The 18,075-nt window shown below is 64.4% G+C and carries 18 protein-coding genes; 2 read left to right on the top strand and 16 right to left on the bottom strand.

The features are described 5' to 3' along the window. Window positions 1-174: 174 nt before the first annotated feature. The 9 genes from MNBBLIKP_RS03765 to MNBBLIKP_RS03805 form a co-directional block, all read right to left on the bottom strand. Window positions 175-861, bottom strand: a complete 687-nt coding sequence (locus tag MNBBLIKP_RS03765) for an NAD(P)H-binding protein (protein ID WP_088307615.1) — start codon at window positions 859-861, stop codon at window positions 175-177. Then, window positions 854-2,014: a deoxyguanosinetriphosphate triphosphohydrolase gene (locus MNBBLIKP_RS03770; protein WP_088307617.1), complete on the bottom strand. Its 1,161-nt coding sequence runs from the start codon at window positions 2,012-2,014 to the stop codon at window positions 854-856. The genes MNBBLIKP_RS03765 and MNBBLIKP_RS03770 overlap by 8 nt, the downstream gene beginning before the upstream one ends. Window positions 2,015-2,022: 8 nt before the next feature. Next, complete coding sequence (locus MNBBLIKP_RS03775) at window positions 2,023-2,718, bottom strand: aspartate/glutamate racemase family protein (protein ID WP_088307619.1); 696 nt, start codon at window positions 2,716-2,718, stop codon at window positions 2,023-2,025. A gap of 368 nt (window positions 2,719-3,086) precedes the next feature. Next, window positions 3,087-4,049: an alpha/beta fold hydrolase gene (locus tag MNBBLIKP_RS03780; protein WP_088307621.1), complete on the bottom strand. Its 963-nt coding sequence runs from the start codon at window positions 4,047-4,049 to the stop codon at window positions 3,087-3,089. After that, window positions 4,046-5,035, bottom strand: coding sequence for an SO2930 family diheme c-type cytochrome (locus MNBBLIKP_RS03785; protein WP_088307623.1), 990 nt, complete (start codon window positions 5,033-5,035; stop codon window positions 4,046-4,048). The genes MNBBLIKP_RS03780 and MNBBLIKP_RS03785 overlap by 4 nt, the downstream gene beginning before the upstream one ends. Next, the gene (locus MNBBLIKP_RS03790) at window positions 5,032-6,267 is read right to left on the bottom strand and encodes a parallel beta-helix domain-containing protein (protein ID WP_088307625.1); all 1,236 of its coding nucleotides are present in this window, start codon (window positions 6,265-6,267) and stop codon (window positions 5,032-5,034) included. Before MNBBLIKP_RS03790 ends, MNBBLIKP_RS03785 begins: the two co-directional genes overlap by 4 nt. Before the next feature lie 167 nt (window positions 6,268-6,434). Continuing rightward, complete coding sequence (locus tag MNBBLIKP_RS03795) at window positions 6,435-7,556, bottom strand: ABC transporter permease (RefSeq protein WP_088307627.1); 1,122 nt, start codon at window positions 7,554-7,556, stop codon at window positions 6,435-6,437. 216 nt (window positions 7,557-7,772) lie between these two features. Then, window positions 7,773-8,705 (bottom strand): ABC transporter ATP-binding protein, encoded by a 933-nt coding sequence (locus MNBBLIKP_RS03800; protein ID WP_088307629.1) that lies wholly within the window; start codon window positions 8,703-8,705, stop codon window positions 7,773-7,775. Continuing rightward, complete coding sequence (locus MNBBLIKP_RS03805) at window positions 8,702-9,676, bottom strand: HlyD family secretion protein (protein ID WP_176399641.1); 975 nt, start codon at window positions 9,674-9,676, stop codon at window positions 8,702-8,704. The genes MNBBLIKP_RS03800 and MNBBLIKP_RS03805 overlap by 4 nt, the downstream gene beginning before the upstream one ends. Before the next feature lie 170 nt (window positions 9,677-9,846). Here MNBBLIKP_RS03805 and purS point away from each other — a divergent pair, with 170 nt between their 5' ends. Both purS and purQ read left to right on the top strand, forming a co-directional pair. Then, window positions 9,847-10,083 (top strand): phosphoribosylformylglycinamidine synthase subunit PurS, encoded by a 237-nt coding sequence (gene purS / locus MNBBLIKP_RS03810; RefSeq protein WP_088307633.1) that lies wholly within the window; start codon window positions 9,847-9,849, stop codon window positions 10,081-10,083. Next, window positions 10,080-10,760: a phosphoribosylformylglycinamidine synthase subunit PurQ gene (gene purQ, locus MNBBLIKP_RS03815; protein ID WP_088307635.1), complete on the top strand. Its 681-nt coding sequence runs from the start codon at window positions 10,080-10,082 to the stop codon at window positions 10,758-10,760. The genes purS and purQ overlap by 4 nt, the downstream gene beginning before the upstream one ends. Before the next feature lie 33 nt (window positions 10,761-10,793). Here the strand turns inward: purQ and MNBBLIKP_RS03820 are convergent, their stop codons facing one another. The 7 genes from MNBBLIKP_RS03820 to glmU all read right to left on the bottom strand — a co-directional run bounded on the left by MNBBLIKP_RS03820 (window position 10,794) and on the right by glmU (window position 18,033). Then, a complete protein-coding gene (locus MNBBLIKP_RS03820; protein WP_088307729.1) occupies window positions 10,794-13,118 on the bottom strand; it encodes a putative bifunctional diguanylate cyclase/phosphodiesterase in 2,325 nt (774 codons plus the stop codon). Between the two features lie 115 nt (window positions 13,119-13,233). Then, window positions 13,234-13,602, bottom strand: coding sequence for a GFA family protein (locus MNBBLIKP_RS03825; protein ID WP_088307637.1), 369 nt, complete (start codon window positions 13,600-13,602; stop codon window positions 13,234-13,236). Continuing rightward, the gene (glmS, locus tag MNBBLIKP_RS03830) at window positions 13,599-15,422 is read right to left on the bottom strand and encodes a glutamine--fructose-6-phosphate transaminase (isomerizing) (RefSeq protein ID WP_088307639.1); all 1,824 of its coding nucleotides are present in this window, start codon (window positions 15,420-15,422) and stop codon (window positions 13,599-13,601) included. Before glmS ends, MNBBLIKP_RS03825 begins: the two co-directional genes overlap by 4 nt. Before the next feature lie 18 nt (window positions 15,423-15,440). Then, complete coding sequence (locus tag MNBBLIKP_RS03835) at window positions 15,441-15,821, bottom strand: type II toxin-antitoxin system VapC family toxin (protein WP_088307641.1); 381 nt, start codon at window positions 15,819-15,821, stop codon at window positions 15,441-15,443. Next, entirely contained in the window at window positions 15,818-16,216 is a 399-nt protein-coding gene (locus tag MNBBLIKP_RS03840; protein ID WP_088307643.1) for a ribbon-helix-helix domain-containing protein, read from the bottom strand. The genes MNBBLIKP_RS03835 and MNBBLIKP_RS03840 overlap by 4 nt, the downstream gene beginning before the upstream one ends. Window positions 16,217-16,249: 33 nt before the next feature. Continuing rightward, window positions 16,250-16,675 (bottom strand): hypothetical protein, encoded by a 426-nt coding sequence (locus MNBBLIKP_RS03845; protein ID WP_088307645.1) that lies wholly within the window; start codon window positions 16,673-16,675, stop codon window positions 16,250-16,252. Continuing rightward, on the bottom strand, window positions 16,672-18,033 hold the full coding sequence (gene glmU / locus MNBBLIKP_RS03850; RefSeq protein WP_369678907.1) for a bifunctional UDP-N-acetylglucosamine diphosphorylase/glucosamine-1-phosphate N-acetyltransferase GlmU: 1,362 nt from the start codon (window positions 18,031-18,033) through the stop codon (window positions 16,672-16,674). Before glmU ends, MNBBLIKP_RS03845 begins: the two co-directional genes overlap by 4 nt. Between the last annotated feature and the right edge of the window lie 42 nt (window positions 18,034-18,075).

Genomic DNA, 18,075 nt, shown 5'->3' on the forward strand with positions numbered 1-18,075 from the left:
CCCCGTCGGGCTTCGGGTCTGCCTCTCCCTGATCCTCCCCCTCTGGGGGAGGTGGCTCGCGGAGCGAGACGGAGGGGGCTGATCAAGGAAAGCCGCGCTGCCGCGCGCAATCTTGTGCGCCCCCCTCCACCGCTTCGCGGTCCCCCTCCCCCTCTGCGGGAGGATCTTTGGGGATTAGATCTGCGCCTCGCCCCGCCGGGCCGCGCGGACCAAGGCGTCATGTTCGAACACAAACCGCCCGGCCGCCTTCTCCCTGGTCAGGCCGACGATCGCGCGCGCCATCATGTCGGCGTGGATCGAACGGTATTTGCTATACTGGCCCTGCATCAGCAAGTCGGCGAGCGGGCTCAGTACCATGCCCAGCCGCTCGGCCGGGCGCAGTTCCCCGCGCGCGCCGCGCAGCAGGCCGGGGCGCAGCACGTCAAGCCGGGGCAGGCCGACCTTGGCCAGTTGCTGTTCCACCTCACCCTTCACCCGCAGGTAGAAGTTCTTCGACCCGGCATCGGCTCCGACCGAGGAGACCGCGATCATCTGGCGCATGCCGCAATCCTTCGCAGCCTTGGCACAGGCCAGCACCAGATCCTGATCGACACTGCGAAACGCGGCTTCATCCTTGCCGCTTTTCTTCCAGGTGGTGCCCAGCGCCGAAACCAGCACCGACGCATTGGCCGCGGCGATCGCATTGGCCCAGTTTTCAGGGTCCGCCACCAGCACTTCCATCCGCGCGCCCTTGGGCAGCGGCACTTCGCGCCGGGCAACCGCGATAATCCGCACGTCACCGCGCCCCACGGCCAGCCGGATCAGACTTTGCCCGATCAGCCCCGAGGCTCCGACCAGCGCGATGCGGGTAGTGTCAGACATTGCTCAGCCCCTCTGGCATGCGGCCATAGATCCGCGCGAAAGCGGAAATGGCAAAACGATCGGTCATGCCGGCGATATAGTCGGCAATATGGCGGCTGCGCGCGGGTTCCGCATCGGGCAGGCGCGCCTGCCAGCTCGGCTCCATCAGCGCAGGATCCTGCGCAAATGCGGCATAGAGCTGCGCCACCACAGCCCGCGCACGTTCCGCCGTGGCAAGCTGTTGGGGGTGATGATAGAGCCGCTGGTACATGAAAGCCTTGAGCGCGCGTTCCTGTTCGGCCAGCGCAGCGGAGAAAGCGGCGGTGGCGCGCGGTGCGGCCCGCACATCAGCCGGGCAGGCCATGCCATGCCCCCGCGCAGCGGTTTCCCCGATCACATCATTGACCATCCAGCCGATCTGGCTGCGCACCAGTTCGCGCAGCTGCCGATCCTGCGGGGCATGGGGAAACTTGCGTTCAATCGCGCGCCACTGATCGGCCACGAAATCAAGCGTCAGCAATTCTTCCAGCTGGAGGAATCCGGCGCGCAGGCCATCGTCAATATCGTGGTTATCATAGGCGATGTCATCCGCCAGCGCCGCAACCTGGCTTTCCAGCGAACCCCTTTCCGACAGGTGCAGCGGATAGGCCGCATCGAGCTCTGCCAGTGCCCAGCCGACCATGCCGACCGGCCCGTTGTGTTTTGCCAGCCCTTCCAGCACTTCCCAGCTGAGGTTGAGCCCCTCGTGCTCGCAATAAGGGCTTTCCAGCCGCATCAGTGTGCGCAATGTCTGGGCGTTGTGATCGAACCCGCCGTGGCGGTGCAGTGCCGCGTCCAGCGCATCCTCGCCCGCATGGCCGAACGGCGGGTGGCCGATGTCATGCGCCAGGCACAGTGCCTCGGTCAGATCCTCATCCAGCCCCAGCGCGCGGGCGATTACCCGGCCGATCTGCGCCACTTCCAGGCTGTGGGTCAGCCGCACCCGGTAGTGATCGCCATCCGGCGCAATGAATACCTGCGTCTTGTGGCGCAGGCGCCGGAACGCGATCGAATGGACAATCCGGTCACGGTCCCGCTGAAACGCCGACCGCGGCCCGCGCGCGAGCGACTGTTCGATCGGAAACTCCCGCCCCCGAGACTGGGCGGGATCGCAGGCGAAGGGGGCGAAGGTCAAGGCGATCTTCAGCCCGCGCCCATGATCCAGTCCACCGCCGCTTCGGCGTGGATCCGGGTGCAGTCATAAATCGGCAGGACATTGGCATCGACATCGACCACCATTTCCAGCTCGGTACAGCCCAGCACCACGGCCTGCGCACCGTCCTGTTCCAGGTTGGTCAGGATCGTCTTGAGCTCGCGCTCAGCCTGACGGCTGGCTTTGCCCAGCAGCAGTTCGTCATAGATGATCCGGTCAAGCGTTTCGACGAATTGCATTTCCGGCGGCAGCAGTTCGATATCGCGCTGGATCAGCTTTTGACGATAGAAGGTTTCGACCATCACGTTGCGGGTGCCGATCAGTGCGGCCTTTTTGACACCGTCGGCTTCCATCCGGCTGGCGACGCATTCGGCAATGTGGATGATCGGCACCGAAACGGCGGCGGCTACCTTGTCATAGACCTTGTGCATCGAATTGGCACCGATGATCAGCGCACTCGCGCCAGCTGCTTCCAGCCGCTTGGCGCTGTCCGCCAGCACTTCGGCGGCGCGGGCCCATTCCTCTGCGCTGGACAGCCGGGCCATGTCGCTGAAGTCCAGACTTTCGATCAACAAGGGCGCGCTCGCGCGCTGCCCGGCGCGGGCCTGGACCAGCTTGTTGATGTGTTCGTAATAGGTGCGGGTCGACAGCCAGCTCATGCCGCCGATCAGGCCAAGTTTGCGCAAAATCCCGTACTCCCCGGAGACGTGTTTCCCCTGTCCGGGCCGAGCCTTAGAGAATCGGCGGCCTTGCGTCCAGTTCAGCCGGGCTTGGGTCGAAGATGCCGAAGCCAAGCCCGGTAAGCGCGGGCCTTACAAGAAGAACCTCGCGTGATATAAGGGTGTAATGTCCAGCACGGTTGCCGCCAGTCGATCACGAACTAGCAGTATGCGCCGCAAAGCGCACGTGCATCCGAACGTCCTGACAGAAACCGCGGCTCCTAATGCGCCCGACGCGACAGGGCAGGCATCCCGCAACCAAGCCAAGCAAAAAGCTCTGGATGTCTATCGAGCCAAGATCGCCGCTCGGTCTGATCAAAATTCAAACTGACCCACTACCCGGGCTTGCCGGGCACGCCATGCGCCGCGAGCCAGGTGGCCAGATCGCCCGCGCTACGCTGGGCGGCTTCCTCCATCGGGATATGGCCGATGCCGGGGTAGGTCACCAAGGTGGAGCCGGGGATCAGGCTGGCCATCAGCTTGCCCGAACTGAGCGGGATCAGGCTGTCCTCTTCGCCCCACATCACCATGACCGGCATTTTGAGCTGTGCGAACTGTTGCTGACTATAGGGCACGCGCGGCAGGGCCATGCGCTCCATCGTTGCCTGACGGTTGCCGGGATAGCGCAGCAGTTCCCAGTACCGATCGACCGCAGCATCGGTGACGATCGCCTGATTGGCGACCGATTGGCGCAGGCTCTTTTCGATCATCGATCGCGGGGTAACCTGCTGCATCACCAGACTGCCACCGGGAATGCCGAGCAGCGTGTAGGCGAGGTTGCCCTTGGCCTTCTCGGTCTGCGGCGCGCCCGCGGCATCGACCAGCACCAGCGCGGAGAGCCGCTCCGGATGATCCAGCGCATAGCGGATCGCGATCCCGCCGCCCATCGAATTGCCCGCCAGCGCGAACTGCTTCAGCCCCAGCGCATCGACCACTTGCGCCAGCCGATTGGCAAACCCTTGTGGCGAATAGTCGCCCTTGGAGTCCGCGCCGGTCAGCCCGTGGCCGATCTGGTCGAGCCGAATCACGCGGTATTTGCCCTTGAGCTGGTCGGTCCACGGCCCCCAGGTGTGGAGATCGGCGTTGGAGCCGTGGAGCAGCACGATCACCGGCGCGTCCGCCGGTCCTTCATCGCGCATGTGGATGATCTGGCCGTCGGGCAACTTGAGGAATTTGGACGGCGGCGCACCGTATTTGGCCACCATCGCCTTGGGATCGCTGTCAGGATCGCGGAAGGTGTAGAGCGTGATGGCGGCGACCACCAGCAGCCAGCCGAGCACTTTCAGAATGGATTTCACCGCTTCATCTCCCTGATCCAGCTTTCGACCACTGCCTGCCCGGCGGGATCGACCACACTGCGTCCCACTTCGGGCATGGCCACTCCGCCTTCAAGGCTGGCCATGCGGTGCGCCAGGATCGAGCGCGCCGGATCGCCCGGCACCACATCGAAATCGAGCCCGCCCGACCCGCGCCCGGCCGCGACCGGGCGCTTGCCCACGCCGAGCTGGACGGGATCGCTGACTTCCCAGCCGAGGTAAAGCCCGGAATTCGAAGCTGCCCCCGCCGGGTTGTGGCAATGCGCGCAATTGGCATCGAGATAACCACGCGCGGCCAGTGCGACGGGGACATTGGCGCGGTCCTCCCAGCGCGGCACGCGGCGCGCGACTTTGGGCGCCCGGTCAAGCCGGCCTGCTTTGGCAAAGCCTGCCAGCCATTCGGGTGACAAGTTGGACGCCTTGGGCCCGATCGGCGTCACCGCGCCGCTCAGTGCGTGGCATTCCTTGCACTGGTTCTTGTTGGGGATGGCATAGCTCAGCACTTTGCCTTCCGGGGTGGTCACCGGCAGGCGCACCCCGCCCAGCACCAGCCGGGCCTCGCTCTGCTGAGCATTCCATTGATAGGGCAGCGCCACCCAGCCATCGGCGCGGCGCAGCAGGACGCGGGTTTCGATCAGCTTTCCGCCGAACCCGAAGCTCTTGATCAGCGCCGAGCCAACCGGCAGATCAAGCAGTCCTTCACCCTGCGCGCGGGCCTGTTGCCCCGCCGGGACATAGACGAACCGCTGCTTGTCCGCCCCGTCGGTCCATAGCGGAGTTTGCAGGCGATAGGGGGTAACGCCCTGCGCGGGCCGCTGCGCCGCATCATCGGCGAAGAAGTGGTATTCGGACAAGGCAGCCGGAAAGCCCGCACCGGTGATTGCGGCATCGTTCACCCCGCCGCCGGGCGCAGCAGCCACGGCAATCGCTGTTCCGGCGAGCAGCGCAGCGGCGGCCAGCAGTTTCATTGCGCGATCCGGGCATCCAGCGCGGCGGGGGCGCCGATTGGGGGGATCGGCACGGGCTTACCCTTGGTAGAATCAAAGCTCTGCAGCTGAGGAATGGGCAGCGCGAGTTGTAGCGGAGCCGGATTTGCCATTTCCATGTCAGCGCCCTGCTTGGGCAGGTTGAGCGTCCAGCCGTGCCGTTCGTCGCCCGAAACACCGCGCGGGGCATCGCCCAGCCCGTCCCACAGCACTGGTGGCAGGGCACCGCCAAATGCTGCCTTCAGCTTGTCGGCATCGGGCAGTTGCGGGTCATCCCCCCCGCCGCGAATCGTGTTGGAATAGAGCCGCACCCCGCGCGGCAGCGGGTTGTAACGCATGTCGGTAAACGCCTTGGGATAGGCCACTACCATGACTTGCGCGGTGGGATTGGCGACCAGCGTGTTGCCCGTGATCTCGATCCCTTCGTTGGCCATGATCATCACCCCGGTACCGCGTGGGACCGAGGCGACGATGTTGCCCTTGGGCGCGAAATTGGGGGTGTCGTTTGCGATCACCAGATTATCGCGCAGCGCGGTATTCCCCCCGCCCATCACCGGCAGATTGGGCAGATCGAATACCAATATCCCGCCGGTGTTGCGCGTCACGAGATTGCCGGTGACAAGCGCATCGCGGCTGTTCTCGATCTCGATCCCCGCCACCGATTGCTCAACGTAGTTGTAACGCACCGTGATCGCTTTTGACTGACCGACGTAGATCCCCGCGTCAGACGCGCCGGAAACCTTGCATCCGTCGATCAGCACGCCCGTGCTCGACACCGGATAGATGCCATAGGCCCCGTTGCTCTCCTTGGGCCCGCCAGTCCAGGTCACGCGGACGCGATAATAGACCACATTATCCGCACCCTTGCTCTTGATCCCGTCGCCTTTGGTGTTTTCCACCGCGAAGTCGCGCAAGGTGACGTCTTTTGCCGTTACCAGCAGCCCCTCGCCCGCACCCTGCTGGCCAGTGAAGTCGAGTACCGAGGCATCCATCCCCGCTCCGCGCACGGTCACCCCGGCTACATCGAGCGAAAGCCCGTCGGTCAGCACGAAGCGTCCCGGCGCAAGTTGGACCACGTCGCCAGGCTGGGCCGTGATCAGCGCTTCCTGCAACCGGCCCTGCGCGCCGTCTCCGGGGGCGATTTCAATGGTTTTGGCGAAAGCCGGAGCAGCAAACAGCGACCCGGCGGCGAACAGCGTGAACGTGATCCTCATTCCGCGATCTTGGACTGACACGGCGTCATGTCAATGCTGCCGAAGATCCTCCCCCTCTAGGGGAGGTGGCAGCGCGAAGCACTGACGGAGGGGGAATGCGGCACGGGTCATGCCCCCTTCCGTCCCGCCTGCGGCGGTCCACCTCCCCCAAGGGGGGGAGGATCATGTCAGGCCACCGTATCCCGGTAGCGCCGCACCGCGATTGTCCCGAACGCCAGCAGCATCACGAGCAGCACCGCGCTTTCCGGCAAGGCCAGCCGAAGGTCCCAGCCCTTCAGCATGATCCCGCGCACCAGCCGGATGTAATGCGTCGGCGGCAGAATCTCCGCGATCCACTGGATCGGCCAGGGCATGCCCCGGAACGGAAAAGCAAAGCCGGACAGCAGGATTGAGGGCATCAGGTAAAACATGCTGGCCTGCATCGCCTGAACCTGGCTTTTCACCAGAGTGGACATGGTGAACCCCAAGGCCAGGCAGACCAGCGTAAACAGCAGCGTCACCGCCAGCAGCAAAGTCATCGAGCCGACAAACGGCACCTGAAACACCAGTTTCGCCGCTGCCAGCACCACCAGCACCTGCACAAAGCCCATGGCGAAATAGGGTACGATCTTGCCGACCATCACCTCGATCGGGCGCAACGGCGTGGCGAGGAGGTTTTCCATCGTCCCCTGCTCATCCTCACGCGTCACCGACATTGCGGTCAGCGCCACCATGGTCATCGACAAGATGATCGCCAGCAGCCCCGGCACGGTGTTGTGGCTGGTGATCCCTTCGGGATTGTAGCTGCGGTGCAGCACAAGGCTGACCGGCGGCGGCCCTGCCACCCTTGCAGCGAGCGGCCCGGACAGTTCGCGCGTCAGGGCCTGGTTCACGGCCTCGCTCACCGCGGCCACCGCCGGGCCGGTTGATGCGGGATCGGTGGCATCGGCAGTAAGCAGCACTTGCGGATGCTCGCCCCGAACCAGCGCGCGCGAAAAATCGGTCGGGATGGTCAGCACGAACTGCGCCTTGCCTTCGGCTAACAGTCGTTCCCCTTCGCCATAGCGGCCGGCGATCTCGGTCACATCGAAATAGCTGGTGTTGCGCAGCCCCGCCACGATCGCGCGCGAAAACTGACTGTTGTCGTTCGCCTCCACCGCCAGCGGCAAATGCCGCGGATCGTTGTTGATCGCCACACCGAAAATCAGCAGCTGGATGATCGGGAACATGAACATCATCGCGATCGTGCCTGGATCGCGCAGCATCTGCCGCACTTCCTTGAACACCATCGCGCCGATCCGCTGCCACATACTAATTCCCCACCAATTCAAAGGGGAACCGCCGCACTTTCCCAAGATCGTCACCCAGAACCTGTTTCAGGGTCCATCGCGCCGTCGCGACCGAAACAAGGAATGGGGCACGTTCAGTGCGCCACAGTGGCACAGGGATTTGCGGCCTGATCGACCCTGAAACAAGTTCAGGGTGACGGGCTCTGGCGGACAGAGGGATACTGGCATGTCCGACCATCACCCCGCCTCCAGCACGGAGTGATCGGGCGCATGCTTCATCAGGTGGATGAACACATCTTCCAGCGTCGGTTCGGCCTCGCTGAAGGTGATCCGGTCGGCCCATGGGCTAACCGCACGGCGCAGCGCGGGCAGATCCGGTCCGCAAACGTGGAGTGTGGTGCCAAACGGCGCGGCCATCTCTACGCCCTCCAGCGCCTCAAGCTGCGCGCCCAGCCGATCCGCACCGGGGCCTTCGCCCTGCAAGGCCTTGAGACCCGAACCGGCAATCACTTCGGCAATCGTCCCGCGCGCCAGCATTACACCATAGGCGATATAGGCGATCTCGTGACAGCGCTCGGCCTCATCCATGTAATGGGTGGAAACCAGCACGGTCATCCCATCGGCGGCGAGGGTATGAATCTGGTCCCAAAACTCGCGCCGCGCCTTGGGATCGACCCCGGCAGTGGGTTCATCGAGCAGCAGGATCTTCGGTTCGTGGAGCACGGCGGCAGCCAAAGCCAGCCGCTGCTTCCACCCGCCAGACAGCTTGCCCGCCAGTTGATCGCGGCGGCTATCCAGCCCGAGCCGCTCCAGCGCCGCATCGACCCGCACCTTGCGGTTGTCGAGGCCATAGACGCGGGCGATGAATTCCAGATTCTCGGCAATCGACAGGTCGGAAAACAACCCGAACTTCTGCGTCATATAGCCGATCTGGTGCTTGATCGCGCGGCGCCGGGTCTTGAGGTCGAGCCCAAGCACTTCTCCTTCGCCCGCATCGGGGATCAGCAGCCCGCAGATCATCCGCAGCGTTGTGGTCTTGCCCGAACCATTGGGGCCCAGGAATCCGCAGATTCGGCCCGGCATCACCGTCAGGTCAACATTGTCCACCACAGTGCGCGCGCCAAACCGCTTGGTCAGGCCGCGCACCGCGATGGCGGGGACTTCGCTCACTCCGGCATGACCTGCACTGGCAGCCCGGGCGGCAGCGGCTTCGCGTTCGCAGGCAGCGCAGCTTCGACCAGAAACACCAGCTTGGCGCGCGCGTGCTCGCTGTAGATCACGGGCGGGGTGAATTCGCTGCGCGGGCTGATCCAGGTGACTTTGACACTGCGCGCTACGCCGCAGCCATCGCAAGTAAACCGCACCGCGCTGCCCGGATGGAGAGCAGCAATCCGGGCTTGCGGGACATAGAACCGCAGCTTGCGCTTGGCATCTGGCAAGACCGAGACCACGGGCGCATTGGCCGGGACCCATTCACCGGGGTTGTAAAAGGTCTGCTCGACGACCCCCGCCGCCGGAGCAACCGGCGCGATCTCGCGCCGCCGCTGGCGCTGGCCGCGCAATGCGGCGTCGGCGCTGGACACATTCGCCGAAGCCGCGCCGATCTGGGCGGCGCGGCCTGCGGAAAGCTCGCCCGAAGCGATCTGGGCACGGGTTTGTGCCAGCGCCGCTGCCGCTGCATCGCGTGCGGCGCGCGCGGCATCAAGCTGGGCACGGCTGGCAAACCCTTTGCGCGCCAGGGCATCGATCCGGCTGAAATCCTGCACGGCCTTGGTCAGCAGGGCCTGTGCCTGCGCCTCTGCCGCACGCGATACGGCCAGTTCCGGGGCGCGCTGCCGAGCCTGAGCCAGGTCCGCCGCCTGCGCCTGCGCGGCGACGACTTGCGCCTCAAGCCGGGCGGTATCGGCATCGGTGCTTTCGGGATCGAGCGAGAACAGCGGCGCACCGGCCGTAACTACGCTGCCCCGATCCACCGCGCGCTCGGCCAGCCGGCCAGAAACGGGCGCGGCGACATACATCGTCTCTGCCTCGACATAGCCCAGCCACTGCTCGGCCTCTGCCTTGGGCCAGAAGTACCATGCGCCCAGCCCGGCAATTGCCAGCACGGCAAGGCCAATCGCGGGCTTCGGAATCTTGCTCATCGCTCCTGCTCCACGGGGGCCGGTCCGGCCCCGCGCCGTACCTAACCCAGACAGCGGCAAAGGATAAGCCGATTCCTGTGCAGTCCGGCAACGCCCACCCTTGCCCCGGCGCGCATGTGACGGCATAGGCGCGCACGAGTCCCCACCCCTTCGCTTGAAAGGCCCGCGCCATGAAGGTCCGCGTATTTGTCAGCCTCAAGAACGGTGTGCTCGACCCCCAGGGCCGCGCCATCCACCACGCGATCGAAGGGTTGGGCATCCACGGGGTCAAGGATGTCCGCGCGGGCAAGATGCTCGAACTGGAAGTCGATGACAGCGTGACCGACGCCCAGCTGGATACCATGGCCAAGCAGCTGCTGGCCAACATGGTGATCGAAAACTACCGCATCGAAAGGGTCGCTGCATGAGCGGGTTCGCCTCCGCCGTCATCACCTTTCCCGGCTCCAACTGCGACCGCGACATGGCGGACGCGCTGGAAAAGGTTTCGGGCAACGCCCCGCACCGCGTCTGGCACGGCGATGCCGCCTTGCCGGACGGTCTCGATTTCATCGCGCTGCCCGGCGGGTTCTCGTATGGCGATTACCTGCGCAGCGGCGCAATGGCCGCGCGCAGCCCGATCATGCAGGCAGTGGTTGAAGCGGCAGGCCGGGGCGTGCCGGTGCTGGGTGTGTGCAACGGGTTCCAGGTACTGACCGAAAGCGGCCTGTTGCCTGGCGCGCTGCTGCGCAATGCGGGCATGAACTTCGTCTGCCGCGAAGTCAGGCTGACCGTGGAAAACAGCCAGAGCCTGTTCACCAGCGGCTATAGCGCCGGGCAGGAAGTGCTGATCCCGGTTGCTCACCACGACGGCAACTACTTTGCCGACGATGCAACGCTGGACCGGCTGGAAGGCGAAGGCCGGGTGGCATTCCGTTACGCGGAAAGCGTCAACGGTTCGGCCCGGAACATCGCGGGCGTGCTCAATGCGGCGGGCAATGTACTGGGTATGATGCCCCACCCCGAACGGATGATCGAGGCGGAACAGGGCGGCATCGATGGCCGCACCTTGTTTGAAAGCGCGATCAAGGGGCTGGTCGGGGCCTAAACCCGACGCACCCACCCAAGGTCAGGACCTAGGTTATGCCGCGTTGCCGCCCACCGCGCGGGTAACCTGCACCTGCGCCTTGTGGAACAGGCCAAGCGCATCAAGCGCGGGCATCGGGCGGCCGAAATAATAGCCCTGGATCTTGCGGCAGCCGAGCCCGCGGATGATCCCCAGTTCACGTTCGGTTTCGACCCCTTCGGCGGTGGTCGACATTTCCAGACTTTCTGCCATGGCCACCACAGCGCGGATGATCGCCAGGCTTTCCGGGTTATCCGCCGCCGCGCCCTGCACAAAGGTGCGGTCAATCTTGATCGTCGAGAAACGCAGGTTGCGGATATAGGCCAGCGACGAATAGCCGGTGCCGAAATCGTCAAGCGCAATCCCGCAGCCCAGCGACATGATCTGTTCCAGCGCCTGGCGGGCCGAAGTGGCATCGCGCACGAAAATGCTTTCGGTCACTTCGATTTCCAGCCGCTGGGCCGGCAGCCCGCTCTGGCTGAGCGCACCGACCACGCTGGGGATGAAGCCCGGATCGAGCAGCTGTTCGCCCGAAACGTTGACCGCCACCTTGACGTTGCCCGGCCAGCGGGTTGCTTCCTTGCAGGCCTCGCGCAGCACCCATTCCCCGATCGGCACGATCAGTCGGGTGTCTTCGGCCAGCGGGATGAATTTCACCGGACTGACCATGCCGTGCTCTTCGCTGTTCCAGCGCAGCAGGGCTTCGAAGCTGACGATGTTTTCGTCCTTCGCATCGACCACTGGCTGGTAATTGAGCACGAATTCGTTCTTTTCGAGTGCGCGGCGCAGCGAGAATTCCAGCTTGCGGCGTTCTTCGGCGTGGGCGTGCAGCGTCGGCTCGTAACCGAAATGCATGCCGCCGCCTTCTTCCTTGGACCGGTACAGCGCAAGGTCGGCGTTGCGCATCAGCGTTTCGACCGTAGAGCCATCGCGCGGTCCGATCGCCGAGCCGACCGAGGCACCGATATACAGCGTGTGGTGATCCACCTCATAGGGGCGCGAAAGCAGTTCGATCAGCGCTTCGGCCACCTTGGTGACGCGATTGTGATCCGATGCGTCGCGAATCACCACGGCGAATTCGTCCCCGCCAAGTCGCCCGCACAGCTCGTTGCTGGAAACCAGGCTCTTCAGCCGTTCCGAAACGCGCGCCAGCAGCTGATCGCCAACCTGATGGCCAAGCGTATCGTTGACCGCCTTGAACCGATCGAGGTCGATCATCAGGAAGGCGCAGCGGGTGCGCCACTGATCGGCATAGCGCATGGCTTCGCCCAGCGCTTCGGTCACCATCATGCGGTTGGGCAGGCCGGTCAGCGTGTCATAGCGCGCCATATGCGCGATCTTTTCGCTGCTTTCGCGCTGCTGGGTAACGTCCGAGCCAACCCCGCGGAACCCTTCGAAATTGCCGTTTTCGTCCAGTTTAGGGGTGCCCGAAAGCTCCCACCAGCGCTGATCGCCATTGATGTGCACGCGCACCAGCAGCTCTGAAAAGCTTTCACGGCGCTTGAGCCGTTCGGCCAGATCATGCAGGCTGGACGGGAACTGACCGGTTTCCCAGGCAGGACCTGCGATCAGCTGGATAAAGGGTTTGCCGTCGATCTCTTCGGCGGTCTGGCCCAGTGCAAAAGCAAAGCGCGGGCTGACCGAACGGACCCGGCGCGAGGTGTCGATCTGCCACAGCCAGTCGGCCTCGCCTTCTTCGAATTCCTTGAGCAGAAGCGAGACGACTTCGTTTTTCTCGGCCATCCCGGCCTCGGCAATCCGCGCGGTCAGGAATGAGCGGGCGTTCTCGATCGCTCCGAACGTCACCACGCCGACATAGACCAGCGAAACCAGCGCCATTTCAAACGCCGAGCCAAGCAGGAACACCACCATCGAGCCCAGCCCGACGATCCCGGCAAAAATCAGGTTCGCCAACGGCACCGCCGGCATCACCACCGCCGCCATGGTCATCAGCATCGCGCTGATCGCCCACAGTTCCAGCTGCGCGCTGAAATCGGCATAGGGCGCAAAGGCGGCCATCGGCGCGATCCAGATCAGGGCGTTGCCGATCGAACTGATCGACTGCTTGTTGACCTCGTCACGCGAAATGCGGCGGCGATCGGCATCGACCAGGGCGCGGTCGATCCCGGCACCGTGGAACAGGCTGGCGGCCAGCAGGACCAGCCAGCCCAGCAGTGCCGCGATATGGACCGAGCCATAATAGAGGCGCACCACGCCCAGCGCAGCCAGTGCATGCGCGGCGATGCGCAGCTTGGTTACCCGCGCAAGGCTGGAATATTGCAGGCCGCGCAGGCGCGCCCAATCCCCGTCAACGGGATCGGCCAGACCCAGTACGGCCATGGTTTTCAGATCGCGCGGCAGCGCGGCAGATGGCGGCGTTGGCTTGTTCACGATCCGGGGCATAACGCGAAAGTGTTAGCGCCCCGTAAAGCATCGTGTGGCTGATGCGCCGCCGTTACAATTGCCCCCGCGCGGCTTCCCAATTGCGGCCGTCAAACCGCCGGACCGCAGGTTCCAGCCCATGTCCAGGATCAAGGCAGCGAAAGTTGATGCTCCACGCATCCGGGTGCGAGCGCGGCTGGTAAAAGCTTTTGACCCCGCAGGTCCGGCAAAACAGATGCCGTGCCGCACCCGTGCCGAATCGGTATTCCTCCAGCGCAGCTTCGCCCGCCAGCAGGCGAAAGCGCTGGTGCGGCACGATCAGGTGGAGATAACCGGTCATGCTGCAGATCGAACAGTTACAGTCGAGCAGACTGGCTTCGTCCGCCGCCACTTCCACTTCAAACCGCACCGCGCCGCAGTGGCAGCCGCCGCGGACTTTCACTCCACCGTCACCGATTTCGCCAGATTGCGCGGCTGGTCAACGTCAGTGCCCTTCACACAGGCGACATGGTAAGCCAGCAATTGCACCGGCACCGCATAGACCAGCGGCGCGATCAGCGGGTGGACTTTGGGCATTTCGATCGTCGCAAGGCAGCCTTCACCCGCTTCATCCAGCCCTTCGCGGTCAGAGATCAGCACAATTTTGCCGCCGCGCGCGCGCACTTCCTGCATGTTGCTGACGGTCTTTTCGAACAAGGGGCCGCTGGGGGCGAGCACAATCACCGGCACGGCCTCGTCGATCAGGGCGATCGGGCCGTGCTTCATTTCGCCGCTGGCATAACCTTCAGCGTGGATATAGCTGATTTCCTTGAGCTTTAGCGCTCCTTCCAGTGCCAGCGGATAGTCCTGCCCGCGCCCGAGGTAGAGCACATCGCGGGCCGGCGCGATCAGGTGGGCCATGGCCGCAATTTCATCATCATGGTTCAGCGCCGCGTTAAGGCTGGCCGGGGCTTCGAGCAGGTGCTTGACCACTTCGGCCTCTTCCGCCCGGTCCATCCGCCCGCGCTTGACCGCCATGTTGGCGGCGAATGCGGCGAGCACCGCCAGCTGGCAACTGAATGCCTTGGTGCTGGCCACACCGATTTCCGGCCCGGCGTGGGTTGGCAACAGCAGGTCCGCCTCGCGCGCCATCGAACTGGTCGGCACGTTGACCACCACCGCAATGGTCTGTCCCGCCGCCTTGCAGTGCCGCAGCGCCGCCAGCGTATCGGCGGTTTCCCCGCTCTGCGAAATGAACAGCGCCAGACCGCCCGGTTCCAGCACCGGTTCGCGGTAACGGAACTCGGACGCGAAATCGATGTCTGCCGGCAGCCGTGCGAACTGTTCCAGCCAGTATTTGGCGACCATCCCCGCGTAATAGCTGGTGCCGCAGGCGACGATGGTGACGCGGGTGATCTGCGACAGGTCGAAATCGAACTGCGGCAGCGCCACCGTCTGATCGACCTGCCGGATATAGCTGCGCAGTGTCTGGGCGACCACGGTTGGCTGCTCGAAGATCTCCTTCTGCATGAAGTGGCGGTAATTGCCCTTCTCGATCGCGGCGGCCGATGCGCCCGACAGGGTCACTTCACGCGTGACGGGATTGTTGTCCTTGTCAAAGATCCGTGCGCCTTCGCGGGTGATCACCACCCAATCGCCTTCATCAAGATAGGCGATTTTCTGAGTCAGCGGGGCGAGCGCCAGCGCATCGGAGCCGAGGTAAGTCTCACCCTCGCCATAGCCCACGACCAGCGGCGAGCCGAGCCGCGCGCCGATCAGCATGTCCGGATACTGACGGAACGCGATCGCGAGCGCGAAGGCCCCGCGCAGTTGCGGCAACACGGTTTTGACCGCATCCTCGGGGCTGTGGCCCGCCTCAACCAGTTCGGACACCAGATGTGCGACCACTTCGGTATCGGTTTCGCTTTCAAAGCTCCGCCCGCGAGCCGACAGCACTTCGCGCAGCTGGCGGAAATTTTCGATGATCCCGTTGTGGACCAGCGCCAGTTCGGCGGTTGCGTGCGGGTGCGCATTGGCGGCCGTCGGCGCGCCGTGAGTGGCCCAGCGGGTGTGCGCGATCCCGGTTGTCCCCGGTGCGGGATCGCGCGCCAATTCGCGCACCAGCCCGATCAACTTGCCCGGCGCACGGCGACGGATCAGCTGGCCGTCGTTGACGGTGCAAACCCCCGCGCTGTCATAGCCGCGATACTCCATCCGCCGCAGTCCATCGACCAGCCGGTCCGCGACTTCTTCCTTGCCGACAATGCCGATAATTCCGCACATTTCGCAGCTTGCTTTCGTTTAGAGGGTATAGGGAACCCGGATGCCCGGCATAGCTGCCGGAAAATCCTTGGTATTTCGTGTAACCAGCACGCGGCCGCGGGTGAGCGCGGTAGCAAGAATGATCGCGTCCATCGCTTTTAGTCGCGGTCTCTCGCGGCGCAGTGCAGCAGACCGCGAGGCGATTTCCTCGTCGATTTCATCGATGCCAAAGCCGGAAAGAAGGATTTCTGCGCGACGCAAGCCTTCACCTTCACCCTTGGACATAACTTCGATCCAGACGGCGCGGCTGATCCAGACCCGCCCTCCGCGCTGAATGGCGCGCTCGATCTCGGCCCGCGCTTGCGGGATGCCCCGCAGCGTGTCGATGATGATGTTGCTATCGAAGGCAAACCCGCTCACTTTTTGGGGCGCTTCGCTTCAGGCGAGTCGGACTTGATGTTGCCGTCACCCGGCTGCATCCCGTTTTCCGCAAGCCAGGCAATGTGCAATGCATGCTCACGATCGTCTTCATCATCGAACAGATCGGGGAACTCGGCGCGCACTTCCGGATAGTCAAAGTCCCAGGGGCGCGTGTTGGCAGCGCGTTCTCTGCGTTGCCACTCGACCGCATCACCAATGTCGTCGCGATCCTTCCATGCGCCGAACCCCGCATCGAGCCAATCGAGCGTACCCTGCGGACGATAGGCCGCAACCGCCTCGCGCAGAATCGCCGCGCGTGACTTGCCTTGCTCATAGGCGAGCTGGTCAAGCCACTTGATGTCTTCATCGGGCAGATCGGCAAGAATGCGAGTCATAGTGATATACTGATATCATATCATGATATCATGTCAATGCTGCAATCCAAGCCCCGCCGCACCCAGCAGACCGATCAGCACCACCGCGCCGAACAGGTGTTGGCGCTTGTCGACCATTTCGAACAGCGCCCACTGCCCGGCCTCGGCCATGCGCAAGCGGATGCGGACCAGCACTATGCAATAAAGGTTGGCGAACACCGCCAGCGCGGCGCAGGCCAGCTTGGCCCGCAGCAGACCGTCCATTGGCATGTCGCGCAGCAGCCGGGTCCCGCTCACCACCACGGCAATCAGCAGCGGCAGTTCGACCCATTTGTCGACCTTCCAGTGCAGCCGCGCCAGCAGCAGTTCCTTGTCCCGCCCCTGACCCAGCAGAGCGCGTTCGAACAGCGCTTCAACCAGCACGGTGCCAATCCAGGCCCCGGCCAAGATCGCATGCAGTCCCGGCAGCGCGGAGTTCACCCCTTCTTCTCCGCCTTCTTCTTCTTCATCGCATCGTGGAACCGGTCGGCCCAGCCGGGCTTGACCAGTTGTTCGGCGCGGACGATGCGCAGTTCGCCGGGGGCGACATCGCGGGTCACCGCGCTGCCCGCGCCGACGATCGCGTCGGCTCCGATCTTGACCGGAGCGACCAGGGCGGAGTTCGAACCGATGAAGGCGCGTTCGCCGATCACGGTCTTGTACTTGAAGTACCCGTCATAGTTGCAAGTGATCGTGCCCGCACCGATGTTCGCGCCTGCGCCCACTTCGGCATCGCCGATGTACGAGAGGTGGTTGGCCTTGGCGCCTTTGCCCAGCGTGGCCTGCTTGACCTCGACGAAGTTGCCGACTTTGGCCTTCTCTTCCAGCACCGCGCCGGGGCGCAGACGGGCGTAGGGGCCGACTTCGACCCCGCTGGCCAATGTCGCCCCTTCAAGATGACAGAAGGCGCGGACCTTCACCCGGTCAGCAATCGACACCCCGGGGCCGAACACCACGTTGGGTTCGATCAGTACGTCGCGGCCTACCCGGGTGTCCCAGGCGAACCACACGGTTTCGGGCGCAACCAGCGAGGCGCCGTCGTCCATCGCGCGGCGGCGGCGGCGTTGTTGCCAGCGCTGCTCGGCTTCGGCGAGTTCGGCGCGGCTGTTGATCCCGGCGACTTCGTCTGGATCCTCGGTTGTCACCACTGCGCAGACCCGGCCATCGCCAAGCGCGATATTGACCACGTCGGGCAGGTAGTATTCGCCCTGCGCGTTGTCATTCCCGACCCGCGCCAGCAGCGCGAACAGGTCTGCCGCGCGTGCGGCCATCAGGCCGGAATTGCACAGCCTGCAATCGCGCTCATCCGGATCGGCGTCCTTGTATTCGACCATCTTGACGATCCGGTCACCCACCGCGATCACCCGCCCGTACTGCAGCGCGTCCTCAGGCACGAAGCCCAGCACCACCACTGCCGGTTCATCCTCACCGTGGAGCCGCTCCAGCATTTCGCGCATGGTCGCAGGCGCAACAAAGGGTACGTCGCCGTACATCACCAGAACGTCGCCGCTGAAGCCCGCCAGCGCACCTTCGGCCTGCTGTACTGCGTGCGCCGTGCCGAGCTGAGGTTCCTGCACCGCGAACGCCGCGCGGCTGCCAAGCGCTGCTTCGAGCTGCTCGCGTCCGCTGCCCACCACCACAACCTGCTGCGCCGGTTCCAGCTCGGCCACGCTGGCGAGCAAGTGTTCCAGCATCGGCCGCCCGGCAATCGGATGCAGCACCTTGTGCAGGTCGCTTTTCATGCGGGTGCCCTTGCCGGCGGCAAGGACGATAGCGGCGATGGGAGTTTCGGCGGTCATGGTCATGCGCCATGCCACCAAATTGTTGCGGTTTCCACAATG

Origin of the sequence: Novosphingobium sp. B 225, assembly GCF_002198665.1 — a bacterium.
Lineage (GTDB): Bacteria > Pseudomonadota > Alphaproteobacteria > Sphingomonadales > Sphingomonadaceae > Novosphingobium.